20 protein-coding genes are annotated in these 23,595 nt (G+C 44.3%); 13 read left to right on the top strand and 7 right to left on the bottom strand.

Annotated elements, in window-relative coordinates; translation table 11 throughout:
- Positions 1–6: 6 nt before the first annotated feature.
- Positions 7–225: a DUF2788 domain-containing protein gene (locus M4S28_RS13130; RefSeq protein WP_004734223.1), complete on the bottom strand. Its 219-nt coding sequence runs from the start codon at positions 223–225 to the stop codon at positions 7–9.
- Between the two features lie 108 nt (positions 226–333).
- A complete protein-coding gene (locus M4S28_RS13125) occupies positions 334–1,095 on the bottom strand; it encodes an alpha/beta fold hydrolase (RefSeq protein ID WP_249632738.1) in 762 nt (253 codons plus the stop codon).
- A gap of 93 nt (positions 1,096–1,188) precedes the next feature.
- Here M4S28_RS13125 and seqA point away from each other — a divergent pair, with 93 nt between their 5' ends.
- Together seqA and pgm are read left to right on the top strand one after the other, a co-directional pair.
- Positions 1,189–1,728 carry a replication initiation negative regulator SeqA gene (gene seqA, locus M4S28_RS13120; RefSeq protein WP_004734221.1) on the top strand — a complete coding sequence of 180 codons (540 nt, stop codon included), beginning with the start codon at positions 1,189–1,191 and terminating at the stop codon, positions 1,726–1,728.
- 92 nt (positions 1,729–1,820) lie between these two features.
- A complete protein-coding gene (gene pgm, locus M4S28_RS13115) occupies positions 1,821–3,467 on the top strand; it encodes a phosphoglucomutase (alpha-D-glucose-1,6-bisphosphate-dependent) (RefSeq protein WP_249631932.1) in 1,647 nt (548 codons plus the stop codon).
- A 146-nt stretch (positions 3,468–3,613) separates the two neighbouring features.
- Here pgm and M4S28_RS13110 read toward each other — a convergent pair whose 3' ends face one another.
- The gene (locus M4S28_RS13110; protein WP_249631931.1) at positions 3,614–4,372 is read right to left on the bottom strand and encodes a DUF1853 family protein; all 759 of its coding nucleotides are present in this window, start codon (positions 4,370–4,372) and stop codon (positions 3,614–3,616) included.
- A gap of 90 nt (positions 4,373–4,462) precedes the next feature.
- Between M4S28_RS13110 and M4S28_RS13105 the strand changes: the two genes are divergently transcribed.
- Positions 4,463–5,221 (top strand): Nif3-like dinuclear metal center hexameric protein, encoded by a 759-nt coding sequence (locus M4S28_RS13105; RefSeq protein ID WP_249631930.1) that lies wholly within the window; start codon positions 4,463–4,465, stop codon positions 5,219–5,221.
- A 136-nt stretch (positions 5,222–5,357) separates the two neighbouring features.
- Here the strand turns inward: M4S28_RS13105 and M4S28_RS13100 are convergent, their stop codons facing one another.
- Positions 5,358–6,647, bottom strand: a complete 1,290-nt coding sequence (locus tag M4S28_RS13100; protein WP_004734217.1) for a citrate synthase — start codon at positions 6,645–6,647, stop codon at positions 5,358–5,360.
- A 414-nt stretch (positions 6,648–7,061) separates the two neighbouring features.
- On the opposite strand from M4S28_RS13100, the gene sdhC reads away from it, so the two are divergent.
- The 8 genes from sdhC (at position 7,062) to sucD (ending at position 16,680) form a co-directional block, all read left to right on the top strand.
- Positions 7,062–7,454, top strand: coding sequence for a succinate dehydrogenase cytochrome b556 subunit (sdhC, locus tag M4S28_RS13095; protein ID WP_012604532.1), 393 nt, complete (start codon positions 7,062–7,064; stop codon positions 7,452–7,454).
- Complete coding sequence (gene sdhD / locus M4S28_RS13090) at positions 7,448–7,795, top strand: succinate dehydrogenase, hydrophobic membrane anchor protein (RefSeq protein WP_004734215.1); 348 nt, start codon at positions 7,448–7,450, stop codon at positions 7,793–7,795. Before sdhC ends, sdhD begins: the two co-directional genes overlap by 7 nt.
- The gene (gene sdhA, locus M4S28_RS13085) at positions 7,796–9,562 is read left to right on the top strand and encodes a succinate dehydrogenase flavoprotein subunit (RefSeq protein WP_004734214.1); all 1,767 of its coding nucleotides are present in this window, start codon (positions 7,796–7,798) and stop codon (positions 9,560–9,562) included.
- 12 nt (positions 9,563–9,574) lie between these two features.
- Complete coding sequence (locus M4S28_RS13080) at positions 9,575–10,288, top strand: succinate dehydrogenase iron-sulfur subunit (protein WP_004734213.1); 714 nt, start codon at positions 9,575–9,577, stop codon at positions 10,286–10,288.
- A 97-nt stretch (positions 10,289–10,385) separates the two neighbouring features.
- A complete protein-coding gene (sucA, locus tag M4S28_RS13075) occupies positions 10,386–13,205 on the top strand; it encodes a 2-oxoglutarate dehydrogenase E1 component (RefSeq protein WP_017079473.1) in 2,820 nt (939 codons plus the stop codon).
- 21 nt (positions 13,206–13,226) lie between these two features.
- Positions 13,227–14,435: a 2-oxoglutarate dehydrogenase complex dihydrolipoyllysine-residue succinyltransferase gene (odhB, locus tag M4S28_RS13070; RefSeq protein WP_004734211.1), complete on the top strand. Its 1,209-nt coding sequence runs from the start codon at positions 13,227–13,229 to the stop codon at positions 14,433–14,435.
- A 206-nt stretch (positions 14,436–14,641) separates the two neighbouring features.
- Complete coding sequence (gene sucC, locus M4S28_RS13065) at positions 14,642–15,808, top strand: ADP-forming succinate--CoA ligase subunit beta (protein ID WP_249631929.1); 1,167 nt, start codon at positions 14,642–14,644, stop codon at positions 15,806–15,808.
- Positions 15,808–16,680 (top strand): succinate--CoA ligase subunit alpha, encoded by an 873-nt coding sequence (gene sucD / locus M4S28_RS13060; protein WP_004734209.1) that lies wholly within the window; start codon positions 15,808–15,810, stop codon positions 16,678–16,680. The genes sucC and sucD overlap by 1 nt, the downstream gene beginning before the upstream one ends.
- A 168-nt stretch (positions 16,681–16,848) precedes the next feature.
- Here the strand turns inward: sucD and znuB are convergent, their stop codons facing one another.
- Together znuB and znuC are read right to left on the bottom strand one after the other, a co-directional pair.
- Entirely contained in the window at positions 16,849–17,634 is a 786-nt protein-coding gene (znuB, locus tag M4S28_RS13055) for a zinc ABC transporter permease subunit ZnuB (protein ID WP_004734208.1), read from the bottom strand.
- Positions 17,634–18,413: a zinc ABC transporter ATP-binding protein ZnuC gene (gene znuC, locus M4S28_RS13050; protein ID WP_061024448.1), complete on the bottom strand. Its 780-nt coding sequence runs from the start codon at positions 18,411–18,413 to the stop codon at positions 17,634–17,636. The genes znuB and znuC overlap by 1 nt, the downstream gene beginning before the upstream one ends.
- A gap of 83 nt (positions 18,414–18,496) precedes the next feature.
- Here znuC and znuA point away from each other — a divergent pair, with 83 nt between their 5' ends.
- Both znuA and M4S28_RS13040 read left to right on the top strand, forming a co-directional pair.
- Positions 18,497–19,381 (top strand): zinc ABC transporter substrate-binding protein ZnuA, encoded by an 885-nt coding sequence (gene znuA, locus M4S28_RS13045; protein ID WP_249631928.1) that lies wholly within the window; start codon positions 18,497–18,499, stop codon positions 19,379–19,381.
- A 240-nt stretch (positions 19,382–19,621) separates the two neighbouring features.
- Positions 19,622–23,005 (top strand): helix-turn-helix domain-containing protein, encoded by a 3,384-nt coding sequence (locus M4S28_RS13040; RefSeq protein ID WP_249632737.1) that lies wholly within the window; start codon positions 19,622–19,624, stop codon positions 23,003–23,005.
- 80 nt (positions 23,006–23,085) lie between these two features.
- Here M4S28_RS13040 and M4S28_RS13035 read toward each other — a convergent pair whose 3' ends face one another.
- The gene (locus M4S28_RS13035; RefSeq protein ID WP_249631927.1) at positions 23,086–23,352 is read right to left on the bottom strand and encodes a hypothetical protein; all 267 of its coding nucleotides are present in this window, start codon (positions 23,350–23,352) and stop codon (positions 23,086–23,088) included.
- Positions 23,353–23,595: the final 243 nt, after the last annotated feature.

Below are 23,595 nucleotides of genomic sequence, written 5' to 3'. Positions count from 1 at the left end.
AAATCGTTAGATTCCAGTTCCTTCCCAGCTTAGTTGGATTATCCCTTTTGCGATAAAACCTGCGCAGCCAAGGAAAAGTACTAACCATACGATGCGACGACCAAATGCAGGAACATTTCCTTCCTTTAGAACGTCTTTAATTGCCATTCCGATTAGAAAGAAAATCGCGGCAAACAGAAGATCTAAACCAATAGATTCGATGATGTTCATGTAGTCGTAAAGCATGGGAACCTTATATACCAAATTTGCTTGGGCGCACTATATCACTGTTGTGAGATAAAGTTAATCTGCTGTGATTACACAGCTCTCATTTATATCGACTAATCAACCTATCTAAGCGATGAATTTTCTTATTGCACGGAGTACTTCAGCTGGCTTTTCCGCGTGTAACCAGTGTCCCGTGTTAGCGATAACATGAGCCTTTGCGTTGGAAAACTGCTGTTGAACGGCGGTTTGATGCTCAGCTGTGAGGTAATCAGAATCCCCACCTTTTATTAACAAGGTTTTGACCGAGGTTCTCTCGATCGGTTCCCAACCAATAATTTGTGGATAGTTGCTCAATAACGAAGCAACGTTGAAGCGCCATTCCATGATGCCTTGTTCCGTTTTGAACAAAGATTTGGTCAAGAACTGGCGAACCCCATCAATTTCGATATGTTTTGCGAGGATCTTAAGCGCGTCTGAGCGTGAGATCGGTTTTTCTTCTATCACGGCTTGTAGGCCGGCGAATACGTTGTCGTGACGACTTTGGGTGTACGCGACTGGTGCCATATCCAAGACAATCAATTTATGCAGCGTAAGATGTTGTGTCAGCGCCATCGCTACCTTGCCACCCATGGAATGACCAATCACAGTGACATCATTTAACTCAAGATCATTCAGTAGTTGAGCCACATCTTGTGCCATTGTTTTATAGCTGTGAGTGTCACTATGGAAGGATTGGCCGTGGTTGCGTAGATCGATACTAAGTACCTGGTGATCGGCTTTTAGATCCCTAGCGAGCAAGCCAAGGTTGTCCAGATTACCGAATAATCCATGGATCAAAACAATGGTGTGACCCGCACCTTCTAATTTATAGTTGAGCTGTACTGACATTTTTATCTTATTCATGGTGGGTTTGACGTAGAGTATCCGCGCGGATCTCGCTATAATCCCCCTGAGTTTAAACATTGAGATTGTGAAAAGCGAATGAAAACAATTGAGGTTGATGAGGACCTATACCGTTTTATTGCGGGTCAGACAGAACGTATTGGCGAAAGCGCTTCAGATATTCTGCGCCGCTTATTACAGGTTGATAGCCAAGGCATGGTTCCGATCGAAGAGATCGTTGAGCCAAAAGGTATCGTTGTTAGCAAAGAGGTAGGCTTTACTCCAGAGAAGTTCGATGGTGTTAAAGAAATGCGCTCACTACTAATATCAGATGAGTTTGCATCACTGAAGAAAGCCATTGATCGTTTCATGCTTGTGTTATCGACACTGCATAAAATCGACCCTTTAAGCTTTTCAGAAGCAACTCAAGTAAAAGGCCGCAAGCGTGTTTACTTTGCAGACAACGAAGAGACCCTGCTAGCAAACGGCAACACAACGAAGCCTAAAGCCATTCCACAAAGTCCTTTTTGGGTTATAACTAATAATAACACTAGCCGTAAAAGACAAATGGTTGAACAGCTTATGAGCCGCATGAGTTTCCAAGCAGAATTGATAGAAAAAGTAACAGGTTCAATTTAACGAAATCTGATTTAAACCTCATAATATCCATGGATAAGAAGATATTATGAGGTTTTTTTGTTTTTAAATTTTATATATAAGGATGTCGACAAATGGCTATGCACCCTCGTGCTGGGCAGAAAGCTCAGCAGGAAGATCTTCATAATATTCCGGCTTTAGTTGCTAACTATTTCTTACAGCAACCGGATGCTACTAACCCAGACCACAAAGTACTGTTCGGTACTTCAGGTCACCGTGGTACAGCAGACAAATCAACATTTAATGAAAACCACATTCTAGCAATCGCACAAGCGGTGGCTGAAGTTCGTGCTGAGCAAGGTACAACAGGGCCTCTTTTCCTAGGTAAAGATACTCACGCTCTCTCTGAGCCTGCGTTTTCTACTGTAATCGAAGTGCTTGTAGCCAACGGTGTTGAAGTTATTATTCAAGAAAACAATGGCTTTACTCCAACACCAGGTATCTCGCACGCGATTCTTACGCATAACCTAGTGAATGACAAAAAAGCAGACGGCATTGTTATCACGCCTTCGCATAACCCACCGCAAGACGGTGGTATTAAATACAATCCGCCACACGGTGGCCCTGCTGAGGCTGAGCTAACTCAAGCGATTGAAGATCGTGCGAACGTCATCATTGCTGAGCAAATGCAAGGTGTAAAGCGTACTCCTATCGCACAGGCTAAACAGTCTGAGCTAGTGAAAGAAGTTGATTTAGTTGCTCCTTACGTTGCTGACTTGGTTAACGTGGTTGATATGGAAGCGATCAAGAAAGCAAACATCAAGATTGGTGTTGATCCACTGGGTGGCAGCGGTATTGATTACTGGCGTCAAATTGGCAAAGCGTACAACCTAGATCTTACTCTGGTCAGTGAAGCGGTTGATCCTTCGTTCCAATTTATGTCTCTAGACAAAGATGGTGTGGTTCGTATGGATTGTTCTTCTCCGTACGCAATGGCAGGCTTACTGGCGCTTAAAGATGACTATCAACTAGCGTTTGGTAACGACCCTGATTACGATCGCCACGGCATCGTTACGCCAAAAGGCTTGATGAATCCAAACCACTTCCTAGCGGTTTGTATTGACTACCTATACCGTAACCGTGAAGGTTGGGGCAAAGACGTTGCAGTGGGTAAAACACTCGTATCAAGTGCACTAATCGACCGTGTTGTTGCTGACTTAGGCCGTGAACTTTGTGAAGTGCCAGTTGGTTTCAAATGGTTCGTTGATGGCTTATACAACGGTCAGTTTGGTTTCGGTGGTGAAGAGAGTGCTGGCGCATCTTTCTTACGTAAAGACGGAACGCCTTGGTCAACAGATAAAGATGGCCTAATTCTTTGCCTGCTTGCGGCTGAGATCACAGCAGTAACGGGTAAGAATCCACAAGAATACTACGAAGAGCTTGCTGCTAAACACGGCGAATCTAAGTATAACCGTATTCAAGCGGTAGCAAACGGTGCACAAAAAGACGTACTTAAGAAGCTGTCTCCAGAGATGGTTTCTGCTGAGACGCTGGCTGGTGACCCAATTACTGCACGCCTAACGCACGCTCCGGGTAATGGCGCTGCGATTGGTGGCCTAAAAGTGACGACTGAAAACGGTTGGTTTGCTGCTCGTCCATCAGGTACAGAAGACATCTACAAGATCTATTGTGAAAGCTTTAAAGGTGAAGAGCACCTGAAAGCAATCGAAGCAGAAGCTCAAGAGATTGTTAATCAAGTATTTGCAGCCGCTGGCCTATAATCGAATACTGATTAGTAGAGTCATCAAGTAAATAGTGAAAGGGTTGATGTGAAAGCATCAGCCCTTTTTTATATCAGCTCGTGGGTAAAGCAGGTAAAGCGGCTAAGGCTAGGTGGTTGAATTACTGTACAACTGAGTAGATTATCCTATCCGTGTGGCCAACTTTGTGGCATCACAAACCAGAATTGCCCCGACTTTGTTTGCCCATGGATGAAGCGATCACCAAACTCAGAAAGAGGTTCACAGCTGAAGTCATCAGTTCCAGCTGCCCACTGCTCTTTGGTGAGAGGGTAGAGCGCTTCAGTGATTAAATGAGCTTGGTTTTGATAGCACCAAAAGCCGTTTACTTGGCTTGAATTAATGTCATAGCCCAAACATTCAGTAGGTACTTTTTGAACTAAGAAGGGGTTGGTATAGAGACGGCCCTGCATGAGGAGATGTTTTGAGTCGACATCGATCTCTGGATATTGCTCCACAAACGCCGCTGAAGAGGACATGCCAAGTTGATGGGTGAGCATCCTGCCTAACTTCTTATCCAATTGGTCATGAGAGTTAGGACCAAACCATGTCTGTTCATGGAGCAGGTAAAACTTGATCGCGACTTCCCAGTGTTGCAGCTTTTGGTTGTTCTCTTTTTCAAGAATAAAGTCGATAGCACCGAGTGTTCTGCCATCCACATTAATCTGAATCTCATCGTACTTGACCGAATAATCAGGTGAGGCTTCAATGACTTGTTCACATAGATGCTGGTAGAGGAAACCTAACCTTGGGTTTCCATTATAAGTGTGTGATGAGTCGATGGCATGGGGGCTTAAGAATGCACCAAGATCGGAAATCGGTGGCTTAATTTTCAGTAACGGCGGTGAGTCGATGACCCATTGGTAAAAACGTTGCAGTGCTGTCATCGGTTCCTCATGAACTCATCGTGGGACTTTCGACATTCTACCCGTAAATTGATATAACGACGTTATTATAAAGTTAAGCTGGAAAGAAAAATGAATAACTTACAATTAGAAAAGCTACTTAACGAAAAACTTCAGCCACAGCAGATTAAAGATTACTGTCCTAATGGTCTTCAAGTGGAAGGTACCTCTCAAGTAAAGCGCATTGTTACTGGTGTGACAGCTTCTCAAGCATTAATTGATAAAGCGGTAGAACTGAACGCAGACGCTTTATTGGTCCATCACGGTTTCTTTTGGAAAGGTGAGTCAGAAGCCATTCGTGGTATGAAGGGTAAGCGCATTCGTACCTTGATTAAAAATGACATTAACCTTTTGGGTTACCACTTGCCTCTTGATATTCACCCTGAGTTAGGCAACAACGCCAAGCTTGCTGAGTTGCTTGGTATCGAAGTTGAAGGCGGTTTAGAAGGGCACCCACAATCAGTTGCGATGTTTGGTAAGTTGAGTTCACCAATAACTGGTGCGGAGTTCGCAGAAAAGATTGGCCAAGCTTTGAACCGCAAGCCATTACATATCGCTCCAGAAAACCAAGATAAAATGATTACGACTGTCGGTTGGTGCACTGGTGGTGGTCAAGATTACATTGAGTTAGCTGCGTATCAAGGTATTGATGCGTTTATCTCTGGTGAAATTTCAGAGCGCACTACGTACTCAGCGCGTGAGCAAGATATTCATTACTTTGCCGCTGGCCACCATGCAACAGAACGCTATGGGGTGAAAGCGCTAGGTGAATGGCTAACGAAAGAACATGGCTTAGATGTTGAGTTTATTGATATTGATAATCCAGTCTAGCCACGTTTAGAGGTTATGACTCTCTGGATATTTGTACCTTCATTGAAGTGATACGAAATACTGAGAGACAAAAAAGGGTTGATGTTAATACATCAACCCTTTTTGATTTCAATCGATTAGAAAAGTCTAAACTTTACTATTCGCGCTCGTGTAGAGCTTGGAAATCACGCTGTTCTTCACCAGTATACAACTGACGAGGACGACCGATACGGTTCGTCGGATCGCTGTGCATTTCGTTCCAGTGAGCAATCCAACCGATAGTACGAGACATCGCGAAGATTACTGTGAACATTGATACAGGAATGCCGATCGCTTTCAGAATGATACCTGAGTAGAAATCTACGTTCGGGTATAGCTTCTTAGAAACAAAGTACTCGTCAGAAAGAGCGATGCGCTCAAGTTCCATTGCTACGTCTAGTAGTGGATCTTGAATGTTTAGCTCTTTAAGTACTTCGTGACACGCTTCACGCATTACTGTTGCACGTGGATCGTAGTTCTTGTAAACACGGTGACCGAAGCCCATTAGGCGGAATGGGTCATCTTTGTCTTTTGCTTTTGCTACATATTCTTCAATGTTGTCTACGCTGCCGATCTCTTCAAGCATCATTAGACAAGCTTCGTTAGCACCACCGTGAGCAGGACCCCACAAAGAAGCGATACCAGCAGCAATACAAGCAAATGGGTTTGCACCAGAAGAACCTGCTAAACGAACCGTTGACGTTGAAGCATTCTGTTCGTGATCAGCATGTAACGTAAAGATCTTGTCCATTGCGCGAGCGACAACAGGGTTTACTTCATATTCTTCACATGGGTTTGCATACATCATGTGTAGGAAGTTTTCTGCGTAGCCTAGGTCATTGCGCGGGTAGATAAACGGTTGACCGATAGAATATTTGTAACACATTGCAGCCAGTGTCGGCATCTTAGAAATTAGGCGATATGCCGCAATTTCACGGTGTGTGTCGTTATTAACATCTAATGAATCATGATAGAACGCAGCAAGCGCACCTACCACACCACACATAACAGCCATTGGGTGAGCGTCACGACGGAAGCCGTGGAAGAAACTAGCAATTTGCTCGTGAACCATGGTGTGACGTGTGACTGTCGTCTTGAACTCTTCGTATTGAGCTCGAGAAGGAGCTTCGCCGTATAAAAGAATGTAACAAACTTCTAAGTAATCAGCGTTATTGGCCAGTTGATCAATTGGATAACCACGGTGTAGAAGGATACCTTTTCCACCGTCAATATAAGTTATTTGCGATTCACAAGATGCAGTGGCAAGAAAACCAGGATCAAAAGTGAAAAAACCATTAGAACCCAGTGTACGAACGTCGATGACTGGAGTACCAAGTACACCTTCTGTAATCGGCAATTCGATCGGTGCTTGACCTTCAATATGAAGGGTAGCTTTCTTATCCGCCATAACAATCTCCTTTGTTATTATTAATCCGTCCAGGATGTTTATGTGCCATTTTTTTACTGGTCTTACGTGAAAAAGTCAATTTTTCTGCAGCTTTGTGTGCACTTGTTAGTGTTTTTTACATTAAATTCGTTAAAAATCTGTTCTGTGTAGCATTATTTGTTGCATCAATTGTATTAGAATGTTGCCAGCCGTATAGTGGCGCTGAAAAGTTTGGTTAAAACCTTATAAATGCAAGGCTAAGAAGAAATGTGAGGTGTCTTCAGAAACCTAGCTGTTAACAATTATTTTACAATTATCTAAGGCTCAACTTACGTTATTTGTTAAGTTAATGTTAAATCTTAAAGGTTTGCAATCAAATTTTGTCCATAACAATACATAAGGTTATTTAATGACCATCATGCTCAATGGAGCTGAGTGAGCGAGCCCGTGAAAGAAAGAAAGACAAGACCTGTTAATTTAGATTTACAGACCATCCACTTTCCTATCACAGCAATAGCTTCCATCCTACACCGTGTGTCTGGGGTGATTACTTTTGTTGCGATCGGAATTCTGCTTTGGTTACTATCCATTTCCCTCTCTTCCCCTGTAGGCTTTATGGAAGCTAGCGACATTGTCGACGGTTTCTTCGTGAAGTTTATTCTGTGGGGCATTTTAACCGCTTTGGCTTACCACATTGCTGGTGGTATTCGTCACCTTCTTATGGACCTTGGTCACTTTGAAGAGCTGGAATCTGGCGCTAAGAGCGCGAAGGTTGCATTCGCAGCAACAGCGGTATTGTCTCTACTAGCGGGGATCTTAGTATGGTAAACAACGTTTCTACTTTTGGTCGTAATGGTGTGCATGATTATCTATTGATTCGTGCAACAGCCATCATTATGACGCTTTACACTATCTACCTAGTGAGCTTCTGTGCTTTCTCAGGTGATATTTCTTACGCATCTTGGACGCAATTCTTTGGTGGTACCTTCACTAAAGTCTTCACCATGTTAGCACTTACTTCAATTTTGGTTCACGCGTGGATCGGCTTGTGGCAAGTACTAACTGACTACATCAAATGTGCAAAATTGCGCGTTGGTCTTCAAGTCGGTGTTGTTGCTGTTCTTCTAGGATATTTCTTCTCTGGTCTGTTTATTTTGTGGGGTGCGTAAGTGACTATTCCTGTTCGTGAGTTTGATGCTGTAGTAATTGGCGCTGGTGGTGCTGGTATGCGCGCCGCGCTACAAATTTCTGAGCAAGGCCTATCTTGTGCGTTGCTTTCTAAAGTTTTTCCAACTCGTTCTCATACTGTATCTGCGCAAGGTGGTATCACCGTTGCTCTTGGTAATGCGCATGAAGATCACTGGGAACAACACATGTACGATACGGTTAAAGGTTCCGATTACATCGGCGACCAAGATGCTATCGAATACATGTGTAAAAATGGCCCTGAGTCGGTTATCGAATTAGAAAAAATGGGTCTTCCATTTTCTCGTTTTGATAACGGCAGTATTTACCAACGTCCGTTTGGTGGCCAATCTAAGAATTTTGGTGGTGAGCAAGCGGCTCGTACCGCAGCTGCAGCCGACCGTACTGGTCACGCACTGCTACACACGCTTTACCAACAAAACATTAAACACAAAACGACGGTTTTCTCTGAGTGGTATGCACTGGATCTTGTTAAAAACGAAGATGGTGCAATCTTAGGTACTACCGCGCTTTGTATGGAAACGGGCGAGGTTTGCTACTTCAAAGCGAAGGCAACAATCCTTGCTACCGGCGGTGCTGGTCGTATCTATGCATCAACAACGAATGCACACATTAACACTGGTGACGGTGTTGGCATGGCAATTCGTGCTGGCGTTCCAATGCAAGACATCGAAATGTGGCAGTTCCACCCAACGGGTATCGCTGGTGCAGGTGTTTTGGTAACAGAAGGTTGTCGTGGTGAAGGTGGTTACCTTCTCAATAAAGATGGCGAGCGCTTCATGGAACGTTATGCTCCGAATGCTAAAGATTTAGCAGGTCGTGATGTGGTAGCCCGTTCGATGATGGTTGAGATTCGTGAAGGTCGTGGTTGCGATGGCCCATGGGGTCCTCATATTAAGCTGAAACTTGATCACCTAGGTAAAGAGACGCTTGAGTCTCGTCTACCGGGTGTATGTGAGCTTTCTCGTACGTTTGCTCACGTTGATCCAGTTAAAGAACCAATTCCTGTAATCCCAACGTGTCACTACATGATGGGTGGTGTTCCAACTCAGGTTTCTGGTCAAGCAATTAAACAAACTGAAGATGGTTCAGACGTTGAAATTCAAGGTCTATTCGCTTGTGGCGAAATCGCTTCAGTATCTGTACATGGTGCAAACCGTCTAGGTGGCAACTCGCTACTTGATTTGGTTGTGTTCGGTCGTGCGACAGGTCTTCACCTTGGTGAGACTCTGAATAAGCAAGCTGAAGCAAAACCTGCAACTGAAGCCGACATTGAACGTTCACTAGAGCGATACAATCGTTGGGAAAACAGTACAGACGGTGAAGACCCTGCGGTAATTCGTAAAGATCTTCAGCAATGTATGCAGAACAACTTCTCTGTATTCCGTGAAGGTAAAGCGATGGCTGATGGCTTAGAAGAGCTTAAAGTGATTCGTGAGCGTCTTAAGAATGCACACCTTTCAGACAAGTCGACAGAGTTCAACACGCAACGTATTGAGTGTTTAGAGCTTGAAAACTTAATGGAAACGGCATTCGCAACTGCGGTTGCAGCAAACTTCCGTACAGAGAGTCGTGGAGCGCATGCTCGTTTTGACTTCCCAGACCGTGATGATGAGCAATGGCTATGCCACTCACTTTACAACCCAGAATCAGAAAGTATGACTAAGCGTGGCGTGAACATGGAACCTATCCATCGTGAAGCATTCCCGCCGAAAGCACGTACGTACTAAGGAGATATGACCATGAAACTGAATTTCTCTTTATACCGTTACAACCCAGATGTGGACCAGAAGCCTTACATGAAAGAGTACACCCTAGAGGTGGAAGAAGGCTCTGACATGATGCTTTTGGATGCGCTTATTCTTTTGAAAGAGCAAGATCCAACGATTTCATTCCGTCGTTCATGCCGTGAAGGAGTATGTGGTTCTGATGGCTTGAACATGAATGGTAAAAATGGATTGGCGTGTATTACACCTCTGTCTGCTCTTACTGGCCAAGATAAAATCGTAATTCGCCCACTTCCAGGTTTGCCTGTGGTACGTGATTTAATCGTAGACATGACTCAGTTCTACGATAACTACGAAAAAGTTAAGCCGTTCTTAGTGTCTGATGGCAATGTGCCACCGGCTCGTGAAAACCTACAAAGCCCTGATGAGCGTGCTCATTTAGATGGTTTGTATGAATGTATCATGTGTGCATGTTGTACGACTTCGTGCCCATCATTCTGGTGGAATCCAGATAAGTTCATCGGACCAGCTGGCCTGCTTGCAGCATACCGTTGGCTAATAGATAGCCGAGATACGGCGACAGACGAACGTCTGTCCGATCTTGATGATGCATTTAGCGTTTTTCGTTGCCATGGCATCATGAATTGTGTAAGTGTTTGTCCTAAGGGATTAAATCCGACGAAAGCGATTGGTCACATCAAGACCATGCTTGTGAATCGTTCGGTTTAAGTTATATAAAAATTGCCGCCCTAGAGGTTTTGGGGCGGCCTTTTAATAGCTCGGCATAGACCGCAGCAAACGTGAAAACTACTGGTTAAGGGAAAATATGCACAACGGCGTGATGAAGGCATGGCTCGAGTCTTCACACTTGGCTGGCGCCAATGCAACGTACGTAGAAGAACTCTATGAACTGTATCTAAGTGACCCCGATTCGGTAAGTGACGAATGGAGAAGTGTTTTTGAAGAATTGCCTGTGCAAGCTTCAGAAGCAGTGGAACAACCACACTCTCGTGTTCGTGAATACTTCCGTCGACTCGCTCAAGAAACAAAGCATTACAGTGTCCAAGTTAGTGATCCAGATGTCGATGCGAAACAAGTAAAGGTTCTGCAACTTATTAATGCCTATCGATTCCGAGGGCATCAATCAGCAAATCTAGACCCCCTAGGTTTATGGGAAAGAGATACAGTCGCTGAACTGGATCCTTCTTTTCACACTCTTACCGAAGATGACCTCAATGAGACGTTTAACGTCGGCTCTTACGCCATTGGCCAAGAGACGATGGTGCTTCGAGATTTGTACAAATCTTTAAAGCAAACTTATTGTGGTTCGATTGGTGCTGAATACATGCACATGACTAACACAGAGCAAAAGCGTTGGATCCAACAACGTTTAGAGTCTGTTTCTGGTCAACCCTCTTTCGATAAAGAAGAAAAGCAAGCTTTCCTAGAAGAGCTAACTGCTGCTGAAGGTCTTGAGCGCTATCTTGGTGCTAAATTCCCAGGCGCAAAACGCTTCTCGTTGGAAGGTGGTGATGCGTTGATCCCAATGACGAAGGAAATTATTCGTCATGCAGGTGGACAAGGCATGCGTGAAGTTGTTGTTGGTATGGCTCACCGTGGTCGTCTAAACATGCTGGTCAATGTGCTTGGTAAAAAGCCACAAGACCTGTTTGACGAGTTTGCGGGCAAGCACAGCGATGACTCGTGGGGCACTGGTGATGTGAAATACCACCAAGGTTTCTCTGCGGATTTCGCAACACCAGGCGGCAACGTTCACTTAGCACTTGCATTTAACCCATCTCACTTAGAAATCGTAAACCCGGTAGTTATCGGTTCGGTACGTGCTCGCCAAGATCGTCTAGACGATAAAGATGGCAGCCGCGTACTTCCAATTACTATCCATGGTGATTCAGCTATCGCTGGCCAGGGTGTAGTACAAGAGACGTTCAACATGTCTCAAGCTCGTGGTTTCTGTGTTGGTGGTACGGTTCGTATCGTTGTAAATAACCAAGTTGGTTTTACAACGTCTAACCCTCGCGATACACGTTCTACGATGTACTGTACCGATATCGCGAAGATGGTTCAGGCTCCGATTTTCCACGTTAACTCTGATGATCCAGAAGCTGTCGCTTTCGTAGCGCGTCTTGCATTAGATTACCGTAATACGTTTAAGCGTGATGTTGTTATTGATTTGGTTTGTTACCGTCGCCACGGTCACAATGAAGCCGATGAGCCGAATGCAACGCAGCCTTTGATGTACCAAAAAATCAAGAAGCATCCAACGCCACGTAAGCTTTATGCTGACGTGCTAATGGAACGCGGTGAGTTTGGTATTGATACGGCAACACAACTCGTTAACGAATATCGTGATGCACTTGATCACGGTGAAGTTGTGGTTAAAGAGTGGCGCCCAATGGCACTTCACTCAGTGGACTGGTCACCTTACCTAGGTCATGACTGGAACATCGAATGGGACAACAAGATTGACATCGAGCGCCTGAAAGAGCTTGGTAGCAAACTTTGCCAATACCCAGACAGCCACAAGCTGCAAAGCCGAGTAAACAAACTGTACAACGATCGTACTGCCATGGTGAATGGTGAGAAACAAGTCGATTGGGGTATGGCCGAGACTCTGGCTTACGCAACACTTGTTGATGACGGTAAGCGTATTCGTATCTCAGGCCAAGATTCAGGTCGTGGTACGTTCTTCCACCGTCACTCAGTACTGCACAATCAATCAGATGCAAGCACGTATGTTCCTCTTGCGAACATTCATGATAAACAAGGGCCATTCCAAGTATTTGACTCTGTGTTATCTGAAGAAGCGGTACTCGCATTTGAGTATGGTTATGCAACGGCAGAACCAAGCGGTCTAACCCTTTGGGAAGCACAATTTGGTGACTTCGCAAACGGTGCACAAGTTGTAATCGACCAATTCATTTCGTCAGGTGAGCAAAAGTGGGCACGTTTATGTGGTCTAACTATGCTGCTTCCTCACGGCTATGAAGGCCAAGGCCCAGAGCACTCATCTGCTCGTCTTGAACGTTACCTTCAATTATGTGCTGAACAAAACATGCAGGTTGTTGTTCCTTCAACGCCGGCACAGGTTTATCACATGATTCGCCGTCAGGTTGTTCGACCAATGCGTCGTCCACTGATCGTAATGTCACCTAAGTCATTGCTTCGTCACCCTCTATGTACGTCTTCTATGGAAGATCTAGCAGAAGGTACGTTCCAACCAGCTATCGCAGAAATTGATGATCTGGCTCCTGAGAACGTAAAACGCGTCGTGTTCTGTTCAGGTAAGGTTTACTTTGACCTGCTTGATCAAAGACGTAAGAACGAGCAAGACGATGTCGCTATTGTACGTATTGAGCAACTTTACCCGTTCCCTTACGAGGACGTGAGAGCTGCAATCGCACAGTACACAAATGTAGTCGATTACGTTTGGTGTCAAGAAGAGCCACAAAACCAAGGTGCTTGGTACAGTAGCCAACATAATTTCCGAGCTGCTATCCCAGTGGGTGCTGATATTCAATATGCAGGTCGTCCTGCATCAGCATCACCAGCTGTTGGCTATATGTCGGTACACTTGAAACAACAAAAAGCGTTAGTTGACGACGCTTTGACCCTACTTAAGAACTAGAAGTAAAAGGAAAATACGCACATGACAATTGAAATTCTGGTTCCAGATTTACCTGAATCTGTGGCTGATGCAACAGTGGCGACTTGGCACAAAAAACCAGGCGAAGCCGTTGCACGTGATGAAGTCATTGTAGACATCGAAACAGATAAAGTAGTTCTAGAAGTACCTGCTCCTGAAGCGGGTGTTCTGGAAGCTATCCTAGAAGAAGAGGGTGCTACGGTACTTTCTAAGCAGCTTCTTGCAAAGATCAAACCTGGTGCTGTCGCTGGTGAACCAACGAAAGATACCACTGAAGATACAGAAGCTTCTCCTGATAAGCGCCACAAAGCGGCACTGACAGAAGAAAGCAACGACGCACTAAGCCCTGCTGTACGTCGTCTTCTTGCAGAACACAACCTACAACCAGCTGACGTCAAAGGCACTGGTGTTGGTGGTCGTATTACTCGTGAAGACATCGACGCGCACCTAGCAGCAGCGAAAGCGGCTCCGGTAGCAGCATCTGCACCAGCAGTTGAAGCGCCAGCAGCGGCTCGTAGCCAAAAACGCGTGCCTATGACTCGCCTACGTAAGACAGTTGCAAACCGTCTTCTAGAAGCGAAGAACAGCACAGCGATGCTGACTACTTTCAACGAAGTGAACATGAAACCAATCATGGACCTTCGTAAGCAGTACAAAGACCAATTCGAGAAGCGTCACGATACGCGTCTTGGTTTCATGTCTTTCTATGTGAAAGCAGTAACAGAAGCGCTGAAGCGTTTCCCAGAAGTTAACGCTTCGATTGATGGTACAGATATCATTTACCACAACTACTTCGATATCAGCATGGCGGTATCTACGCCACGCGGTCTAGTGACTCCAGTACTGAAAGACTGTGACACACTAGGTTTTGCTGACATCGAAAAAGGCATCAAAGAGCTAGCAATCAAAGGCCGTGACGGCAAGCTAACTGTTGATGAGCTGATGGGCGGTAACTTCACTATCACAAACGGTGGTGTATTTGGTTCTCTAATGTCTACGCCAATCATCAACCCGCCTCAAGCTGCAATTTTGGGTATGCATAAAATCCAAGATCGTCCAATGGCTGTTGATGGCAAGGTGGAAATTCTACCAATGATGTACCTAGCGCTTTCTTACGATCACCGTCTAATCGATGGCCGTGAATCAGTTGGCTTCCTAGTGACTATCAAAGAGCTTCTAGAAGATCCTGCACGTCTGTTATTAGACGTTTAGTATCGCTAAAACGTCTAGTTGACCTCGTTAGCTAGACGTGAAAAGTTTCAAAGGCTAGGCTGCTCAACGTCTGGCCTTCACTTGAACTGTAAAGCCATTAGAAAATGGACAGCAGTTGATTTGAGAAGACCCTACAGACGTACCACAGGAAACTGTGTCGTTATGGAAATAATAATCCCTTAAGGGAAAATAAACGGAATATCAAAATGAATTTGCATGAATACCAAGCCAAACAGCTGTTTGCAGAATTCGGTTTGCCTGTACCAGAAGGTTTCGCATGTGATACAGCACAAGAAGCTTTCGAAGCTGCAGGTCGTATCAGTACAGCCAAGAAAGTCGTTAAGTGTCAAGTACACGCTGGTGGTCGCGGTAAAGCGGGCGGCGTAGAGCTACATGACACTAAAGAAGGCGTTAAAGAGTTTGCACAAAAGTGGCTAGGTAAAAACCTAGTGACTTACCAAACAGACGCTAATGGTCAGCCTGTAACAAAGATCCTAGTTGAAGAAGCATCGAACATTGCTAACGAGCTTTACCTAGGTGCTGTTGTAGACCGTGCAACTCGTAAAATTGTATTCATGGCGTCAACTGAAGGCGGCGTGGACATTGAGAAAATCGCTGAAGAAACTCCAGAGTTAATTCACCAATCTGCGATCGATCCTCTAGTTGGCCCTCAAGCTTACCAAGGCCGTGAATTGGTATTCAAACTTGGCCTAGCTGGCGATCAAATTAAACAGTTCGTTAAGATCTTCATGGGTCTTGGTGAAATGTTCGCTCAGTACGACCTAGCTCTACTAGAAATTAACCCGCTTGTTATTACAAATGAAGGTAACCTTCTTTGTCTAGACGGCAAGATCAACATTGACTCAAACGCAATGTACCGTCAGCCAAAGCTTCGTGAAATGCACGATCCTTCACAAGAAGACGAGCGCGAAGCGCACGCAGCTCAGTGGGAACTGAACTACGTAGCACTTGATGGCAACGTTGGCTGTATGGTTAACGGTGCAGGCCTTGCTATGGGTACGATGGATATCGTAAACCTACACGGCGGCAAGCCAGCAAACTTCCTTGATGTAGGCGGCGGCGCAACAAAAGAGCGTGTAGCTGAAGCATTCAAGATCATCCTTTCTGATGACAATGTTAAAGCAGTACTCGTAAACATCTTCGGTGGCATCGTTCGTTGTGACATGATCGCTGAAGGTATTATTGGTGCAGTTAAAGAAGTTGGCGTAACAGTTCCTGTCGTTGTTCGTCTAGAAGGTACAAACGCAGACCTAGGTCGCGAAGTACTTGCTAATTCTGATGTTGATATCATTGCTGCTGTATCTCTAACAGATGCTGCTCAGAAAGTTGTTGCTGCTGCGGAGGCTAAATAATGTCTGTATTAATTAACAAAGACACTAAAGTAATCTGTCAGGGTTTCACTGGCGGTCAAGGTACATTCCACTCAGACCAAGCTATCGCATACGGTACGCAAATGGTTGGTGGTGTTTCACCTGGTAAAGGTGGTCAAACTCACCTAGGCCTTCCAGTATTCAACACAGTACGTGAAGCAGTAGAAGTAACTGGCGCAACAGCAACAGTTATCTACGTACCAGCTCCTTTCTGTAAAGATGCAATCCTAGAAGCGATTGATGCAGGTATCGAACTGATCGTAACGATCACTGAAGGTATCCCTACAACAGATATGATCGACGTTAAAGTGAAGCTAGAAGAAACTGGCGTTCGCATGATCGGTCCTAACTGTCCAGGTCTTATCACTCCAGACGAGTGTAAGATTGGTATCATGCCTGGTCATATCCATAAGAAGGGTAAAGTAGGTATCGTATCTCGTTCAGGTACTCTGACGTACGAAGCAGTTAAGCAAACAACAGATGAAGGCTTTGGTCAGTCTACATGTGTTGGTATCGGTGGTGACCCTATTCCAGGTTCAAACTTCATTGATATCCTAAAACTTTTCCAAGAAGACCCAGAGACTGAAGCAATCGTAATGATTGGTGAGATCGGTGGTACTGCGGAAGAAGAAGCTGCTGAGTTCATCAAAGCAAACGTAACTAAGCCAGTTGTATCTTACATCGCTGGTGTTACTGCTCCTCCGGGTAAACGTATGGGCCACGCTGGCGCAATCATCTCTGGCGGTAAAGGTACTGCTGAAGATAAATTCGCAGCGCTAGAAGCAGCAGGCGTTAAGACTGTTAAGTCTCTTGCTGACATCGGTAAAGGCCTACGTGAAATCACGGGTTGGTAATCAGCTAGCTTTTATCTAACGAGATAGAAGCTAACTGAACGATATAAGAAAGGCTTGGTCATTGACCAAGCCTTTTTCTTTTGTGACCGATTTTTTTTGATCGACTATCGCATCAACCGCATCAATTGTTGTGTTGTTAAAAGCCAGAATGAATCTCGACTTTTCACTTTAGGCGCGGGTTCTGTACATTTGAGACAGCATAAACATTGCTGCAGCACTGATAACAACAGAAGGGCCGGCTGGCGTGTCATAGAACCAAGACAAGCTCAACCCTCCGAACACAGCGATAGAACCAATAACTGAGGCGAGGAATGCCATTTGTTCGGGTGTATTGGCGAATTTTCTTGCCGTTGCCGCTGGGATTATCAGCAATGACGTCATGATCAATGCACCCACAAACTTCATACCGACTGCAATCACGATACCAACCAGCAACATCAGGATTAGGCGCATTAAGTCAATGTTGATGCCGTCTACTGCTGCAAGATCTTCATTTACTGTCGTTGAAAGCAGTGGTCGCCAAAATATCGCAAGCACTAAACCAATCACTGCAGCACCCGCGTAGATGAACACCAAATCTGTTGGAGACACCGCAAGTAAGTCACCAAATAGGTAACTCATTAGATCGACACGAACATTGTCTAAGAAGCTGACAGCAACAAGGCCTAAAGAGAGTGCACTGTGCGCCAATATACCCAGTAAAGTATCGGTCGCGACTAGCTTTTGTTTTTGTAAAGTCACTAGCAACACGGCCAGCATCAAACAACAAATCAGCAGCGCGAAATACAAGTTAATGTTGAACAGAAAGCCAAGTGCTAAGCCCATCAAAGAAGCGTGAGCAAGCGTGTCACCAAAGTAAGCCATCTTGCGCCATACCACGAACGACCCTAATGGGCCTGCAATTAGCGCAATACCCAAACCCGCCAAAATAGAGGGAAGAAGAAACTCAAGCATTAGTGATGTCCGTGTTTATGGTTTGAACATTCATGCACGTCGCCTTCGACAGGCTGGCCTGCAAGATCATGATGGTGATGTTCGTGTTGGTGATGATAAAACGCTAGTGTTTCTTGGGTCGCGGTGCCAAAGAGCGCAATATACGAAGGGTGGTGTTTGATGTCTGCAGGTGCGCCTGAACAGCAGATGTGGTGGTGCAAGCAGATAACATCGTCTGTTTTGGCCATCACTAAATGCAGATCGTGTGAAACCATAAATACGGCACAACCAAAGCGGTGACGAATGGTGTCAATTAAATCATACAGGTCGATTTGCCCTTGTACATCAACGCCTTGAGCCGGTTCATCAAGAACCAGTAGGTCTGGTCTTCTTAGCAATGAACGAGCAATCAGCACACGTTGGTTTTCGCCGCCAGATAGCTGGTGCATGTTACTCTTTTGCAGATGTTCGGCGCCAACGAGCTTCAATGCTTCAAGGATCTCCTGCTGACTGAACTTACCAGTGAGCTTTAGAAAACGTTCTACATTGAGCGGTAGTGAATCATTGAGCTTTAATTTTTGCGGTACATAGCCAATTTTCAGTTTTTTAGCTTTTGTTATTGTGCCTGAAAATTTTCTTTGTAAACCCAGTACCACTTTGACTAATGTCGACTTTCCTGCACCGTTTGGCCCAATGAGGGTGGTGATTCTGCCGCGCTCTATATTTAGAGAGATGTTGTCTAGAACTTTTCGACCGTCAAATTCGACGCTCACAGAATCTAGTTGGATTAAGTTATCCATGAATAGAACTCATTTGCAATTCGCTAATGTTATAATGTAACATTTACCTCAAGCCTAAGCTACTTTTCTATTATCGAGGGATTATGTCACGTTCATCTTTTATACTTGCTACTTTGCTTTTAGCGCCAAGTGTCGCAAGTGCCAATACTATTCTAACAAGCTTTAAACCGATTCAAATGATTGTGACAGAATTAACGCAAGGCGTTAGTGAGCCGGATGTGTTGATGAACAGCAATGCTTCGCCGCATGATTATGCGCTTAAGCCATCGGATGTCAAAAAAGTTCATAGTGCCGATATGGTTATCTGGTTCGGCCCTGACCTAGAAGCCTTTTTGACTAAGGTGATTGGTTCAAAAGAAAATGTTATCAAGATCAGTGAGATTCCTGGAATCAACTTGAGAGAGTTTGGGCATGAAGATCACGATGCTCATGAAGGACACCATCATGGTAGCCATGACCCGCATTTTTGGTTGGGCATCGACCAAGTTGAAGTCGCGGCAAAATATATCTCAGCTAAGTTGATTGAATCTGACCCTGATAACGCAATGGTGTATCAAGAGAACCTAGACTCATTCTTGATTGCTTTGAAAGAGAAGAAACAGTCAATTAATGAACAACTTGCGCCAGTGAAAGACAAAGGTTACTACGTATTCCATGATGCGTATGGCTACTTCGAACAGGAGTTTGAGTTAAATAACTTAGGTCACTTTACCGTGAGCCCAGAGCGCAAACCGGGTGCAAAAAGCTTGATAGCTATCAAGAAAACCTTGGTGCGTGAAAATGTTCAATGTGTATTTGCAGAGCCTCAATTTACACCGGCTGTGATCGAATCGGTGACTCGCGGAAGCAATGCTAAGCAAGGGCAACTTGATCCTGTTGGTTCACAGGTTGAAGTGAAGAGTGGAAGTTATTTCGATTTTCTTCAGCAACTTACAGACAGCTACACCAGCTGCTTGAGTGCTAAGTAATCAATAATCCTAACGACACTTTGCTCTCGTTAATTTATGAATCATGCCGCTTTTTGCGGCATTTTCGTGACCGCTAAGATAAAACCTCTCAACAAATAGCAAACCTCCTTTCTCCTTTGTTAATTTCCGCTAAAATAGAAAGATAATAATAAGCACAAAAAAACTGAATTTTTGATTAAGCAGCGACAAGACGTTGTGGACACCATAATTTCATGTGTTATTGCTGTTCAGGATGAAAAGTTGTATCGAATTATCTTCAGAATGTTCATGTTAATGAGCATTTCATTTAGCGTTCTCGCGGTAAATACATCACCCTCCGTTTTCTATCCTTTGCCCGTTCAAGCGCAAGGGAACTTTCTTGCGGCTAAAAACCTGTACTTAGGTGCCGGTGGCGGGCTATGGGTTCATGATGTCCATGGAAAAGTACTCTTTTATGATGGCCGAACCCTATTCCCGCGAAAGGGCAGCCTTCTGCAATTTTCTTCAGAAAGAGTTGCGTTTCTTAACGATGAGTTTTGGACATTTTTTGATAATGAGGTGTACCGACATAGCCCTGGTATTGGCAATGAACTTGCGTTTAGTTTAAGCCCCGGCGCTGAGATCGCGAATATCGGCTCATCAGGTGATTATATTTGGGTCACAGATGGCAGTAATTTTTATACTTACAACACTCAATCTTTAGAATTTACCACCTACTCACTACTCAAACTGTATCGATACAACAATAGCAGTGATATTGCGATTAACGATGCGGAGTGGGTGTTGTCAAAATGGGTACTCGCGACCAGTTCTGGTGCTTACCTTTCCGAGGCGCAAGAGTTTACTCACATCACTGCATCAGATAAGCACCATATTGAGACGGTTTATTTTTCTAATGCTAGACGAGAGTTAGTGATTGGCACTTTAAATGGGGCGGTGATTGTTGATCTCGCGAATCCAGATAAAGAGAACAAAATAAAAGGGTCGCACGTTCTCTCGCTTGCTGAAACTTCAGACCAATATTGGATTGGCACTGAGCATGGACTCATTAGTTATAACTTCATTACGGGTCAAATTACACGATTCGAACAAGCCGCTAATCAAGATTTCTCGTTACCGGGAGAGAAAATATATTCGTTAATCAACGACCATGCTGGTGGGATGTGGGTTGCGACAAATAACGGCATCCGATATTTCTCACTGTTCAGTAAGACATTCTCAAGAACGCCATTAACGGGTATGGGAATGCACTCAAGTAGTGTCGTGATAAACAAAGTACAGCCGGTTAGTGAACAATTATCTTGGGTTGCTTCCTCAATGGGCCTCTATTTGGTCGATGCTCAAAGCAAAGCTAGTCCAATTCGTGTTTACTCCAACTCGGTACAGGACTTTGAGGTCTTTGGTTCTTCCATTTGGTTGGCTACAGAAGAAGGCATTATTAGTTTTAATACCAATACGTTAGAGCCTGAAGTGCTCGGTTTACCAAGGTCTATCAAAGGGGTACACGTTGAGAACTTTGCGCTTCAAGCTGATAACGTACTTTGGATAACATCGGGGCAAGACCTTTATTCGTTATCTATCGAAACCATGAAGCTGACGGGGTACGGTACTGACTGGTTAGTTGATAAGTTTTTGCCAGCAAAAATCACGGCTCTCAATATAGGGTTACAAGGTCGTATATATATAGGCACTGACCACGGCTTCTACTCTTTTATTGATAAACGGATTAGCTTTAGTCGCTCAAGCGAACGATTTGGCAAAGTGGTCGATATTGAAAAAGCGAAGGATGGGGCTCAATGGTTTGCGAGTAGTTATGGTGTGTATCGAATCCCTTATAACAGCTCTATTATTCAAGAGGTCACGCTTGTTGAAGACAATATTAGCCCAAATTGCTTAATAAGCGATGACAATGGTGTGTGGTTAGGTTCTTCTAAAGGTATCAGCTATTACGGATTAGATGGGCAACTGCATAAACATATCGGTTCACCATTTGGCTTGATCACCAATGAACTAGCGGCAGGGGCATGTGCCTTGTTTGACAGCGAAGGCAGCCAATCTACGAGGCTTATTTTTGGATCAAAGTATGGCGTAGTCAGTGCGTTATCTGATGAGTTATTGGTATCAACAACACCTCATAGTCGAGCATTACTGAGTAAGATCAGTGTTGATCAGCAAACCGTATCACTTGGTGGCAAGACAGCTGATTTGGATGAAATCCCTTATGGTTCATCCATGAGTTTTAAGTTGGGTATCCTACCTGCGACGTTTGCCCCCGCGATGGAGTATCGCCTGAGCGACGATGAACCTTGGAGTGAATTTGAAGGAGGCTTGTTAACGCTCGACCATCTTCTTCCGGGGGACTATACACTGGAAGTTAAACCCGTTAAGGACTCGCATTATCGCTTTGTGTCAACGAATCAAAGCTTCTCAATCGCTGAGCCTTGGTATCTGACTAATTGGGCTGCCGCAAGCTCTCTGGTGCTGTTGATTGGTGTCGTGACTATCTTGGTCTTTTGGCGTTCGCGTTATGTCACTTTTGCCAATAGACACCTAAAAGCGCAAGTTGCATTAAAAACCGATCAACTGAGGCACCAAAGTCGCATTCTGTTGACGACCAATCAACAGCTTAAAAAGCAACTATCAGTTAAGAGTGCGCTTGTATCGCACACAGCAAATGAACTCTCATCTGAAGTTAATCATATTGCTGCGATGCTCCCGAATTGGAATGATGAGAAAGGCAAGTCGCCAATCTTAACGCTGAAAAATGGCTTGGCTCAATTGAGCAATACACCTCAAGGAGAAGGGAAGGTCAGTTACGATATAATTTTGATCTTAGAAGCGGTACTCAAAGCTTGGCAAGATGATTTAGCCAAAGCCGGTATTGAACTGGATATTAGAGTTGATACCAAACAACGATACGTATCCTTGCTGTATTTTAATCTCGATATTATTTTCAACAACTTGGTTGCGAGCATCATCAAGAGAAACTTTAAGTCACAAAGCATGGTGGTTCTGGTTGAAGAAGTGAAGGAGCATCTTGTCGTTACGATTCGAGATCATGGGATGCCTTTCCCTAAATTGGCATCAAGCATGGGTGATAACACCGGAAAATCGACTGATCTAAATATCGAAAAATTACCTCTATTGATGAATCAGAGTGGTGGTGAGCTGAACGCGTTTGTTTCTGACTATCAAAATAAGGTTCAGCTTTCGTGGCCGATTGAATATCAAGTACTGGATAACCTGGAAGCCAGCACAATTGAGCAGATAGAAACCATTAAGCTTGCCGCTTCAACGCCAGAGCAACAAAGGTTGAGTGCTGAACAAGAGTGGAAAAACAGAGTGTCGCAGCTTGTGAGCGAGAACTACGCCGATGCAGAGTTCAGTACTGCAACTGCTGCTAAGTACTTGTTCATGTCAGAGAGAAGCTTACAGAGACGCTTTAAATCGGCTTATAACAAAACCTTTAAAGAGCACTTGAATGAAGTGCGTTTAGAGCATGCGTGCGAGCGGTTACTTGCGGGAGAGAAGATCTCAGACGTCGCGTTTGATTCTGGTTTTAATGACCCCTCCTATTTCAGTCAGAGGTTTAAGCACCATTTTGGTATGTCGCCATCTAAGTTTGCTGAAAACAGCGAAGAGTAGTGAGCTGCGGATTTACTCTACTTCCACATAGATAAAGATACTCTAAGCCTCGACATTCGTTTTGGGGCTTTTTTATGCTTCTACGAGATAGAGATAGAGATAGAGATAGAGATAGAGATAGAGATAGAGATAGAGATAGAGATAGAGATAGAGATAGAGATAGAGATAGAGATAGAGATAGAGATAGAGATAGAGATAGAGATAGAGATAGAGATAGAGAGCAGTGGGGAGTTTAAAAGGCTGTTGGGATAAAACAAAAGGAAGAAAAAAAATATCGTGGTATAGCCGGGGGGACTATACCACGGGTGCCAAGGACACCTTCGCTTGCTGCCGGAGTGATATGGCAAGCCACATCACCTCTGGAATAAAATTAAAGAGAAGTAGTTTCTCTTCGTTGGAGTAACTATACGTCTGCCCACTTATTTTACTTATAAAATTAACGACAGATGGCCATGAGAAAACCGACATTATTTTAAGTTGTTGATAATTAATGGTTTGTGTTGGTTTTTATTGATTGGTACTAGTGAGGTAGTTCTCGTTGTTTGTTGAAAGTAACGTTTTTGACGTAAACGTTTTTAACGAAATTTACG

This window comes from Vibrio sp. J383 (assembly GCF_023503985.1).
GTDB lineage: Bacteria > Pseudomonadota > Gammaproteobacteria > Enterobacterales > Vibrionaceae > Vibrio > Vibrio splendidus.
Note: the sequence above shows the minus strand (reverse complement) of the source record. Positions and strands in the feature narration are given on the sequence as shown.

Bases quoted from the DNA above. Each gene is read 5' to 3' on its own strand.
- sucD (WP_004734209.1), top strand. From the start codon at position 15,808: ATGTCTGTATTAATTAACAAAGACACTAAAGTAATCTGTCAGGGTTTC.
- znuA (WP_249631928.1), top strand. From the start codon at position 18,497: ATGTCACGTTCATCTTTTATACTTGCTACTTTGCTTTTAGCGCCAAGT.
- M4S28_RS13105 (WP_249631930.1), top strand. From the start codon at position 4,463: ATGAATAACTTACAATTAGAAAAGCTACTTAACGAAAAACTTCAGCCA.
- M4S28_RS13125 (WP_249632738.1), bottom strand. From the start codon at position 1,095: ATGTCAGTACAGCTCAACTATAAATTAGAAGGTGCGGGTCACACCATT.
- seqA (WP_004734221.1), top strand. From the start codon at position 1,189: ATGAAAACAATTGAGGTTGATGAGGACCTATACCGTTTTATTGCGGGT.
- odhB (WP_004734211.1), top strand. From the start codon at position 13,227: ATGACAATTGAAATTCTGGTTCCAGATTTACCTGAATCTGTGGCTGAT.
- M4S28_RS13100 (WP_004734217.1), bottom strand. From the start codon at position 6,647: ATGGCGGATAAGAAAGCTACCCTTCATATTGAAGGTCAAGCACCGATC.
- znuB (WP_004734208.1), bottom strand. From the start codon at position 17,634: ATGCTTGAGTTTCTTCTTCCCTCTATTTTGGCGGGTTTGGGTATTGCG.
- sucC (WP_249631929.1), top strand. From the start codon at position 14,642: ATGAATTTGCATGAATACCAAGCCAAACAGCTGTTTGCAGAATTCGGT.
- M4S28_RS13130 (WP_004734223.1), bottom strand. From the start codon at position 225: ATGCTTTACGACTACATGAACATCATCGAATCTATTGGTTTAGATCTT.
- M4S28_RS13110 (WP_249631931.1), bottom strand. From the start codon at position 4,372: ATGACAGCACTGCAACGTTTTTACCAATGGGTCATCGACTCACCGCCG.
- sucA (WP_017079473.1), top strand. From the start codon at position 10,386: ATGCACAACGGCGTGATGAAGGCATGGCTCGAGTCTTCACACTTGGCT.
- M4S28_RS13080 (WP_004734213.1), top strand. From the start codon at position 9,575: ATGAAACTGAATTTCTCTTTATACCGTTACAACCCAGATGTGGACCAG.
- znuC (WP_061024448.1), bottom strand. From the start codon at position 18,413: ATGGATAACTTAATCCAACTAGATTCTGTGAGCGTCGAATTTGACGGT.
- pgm (WP_249631932.1), top strand. From the start codon at position 1,821: ATGGCTATGCACCCTCGTGCTGGGCAGAAAGCTCAGCAGGAAGATCTT.
- sdhD (WP_004734215.1), top strand. From the start codon at position 7,448: ATGGTAAACAACGTTTCTACTTTTGGTCGTAATGGTGTGCATGATTAT.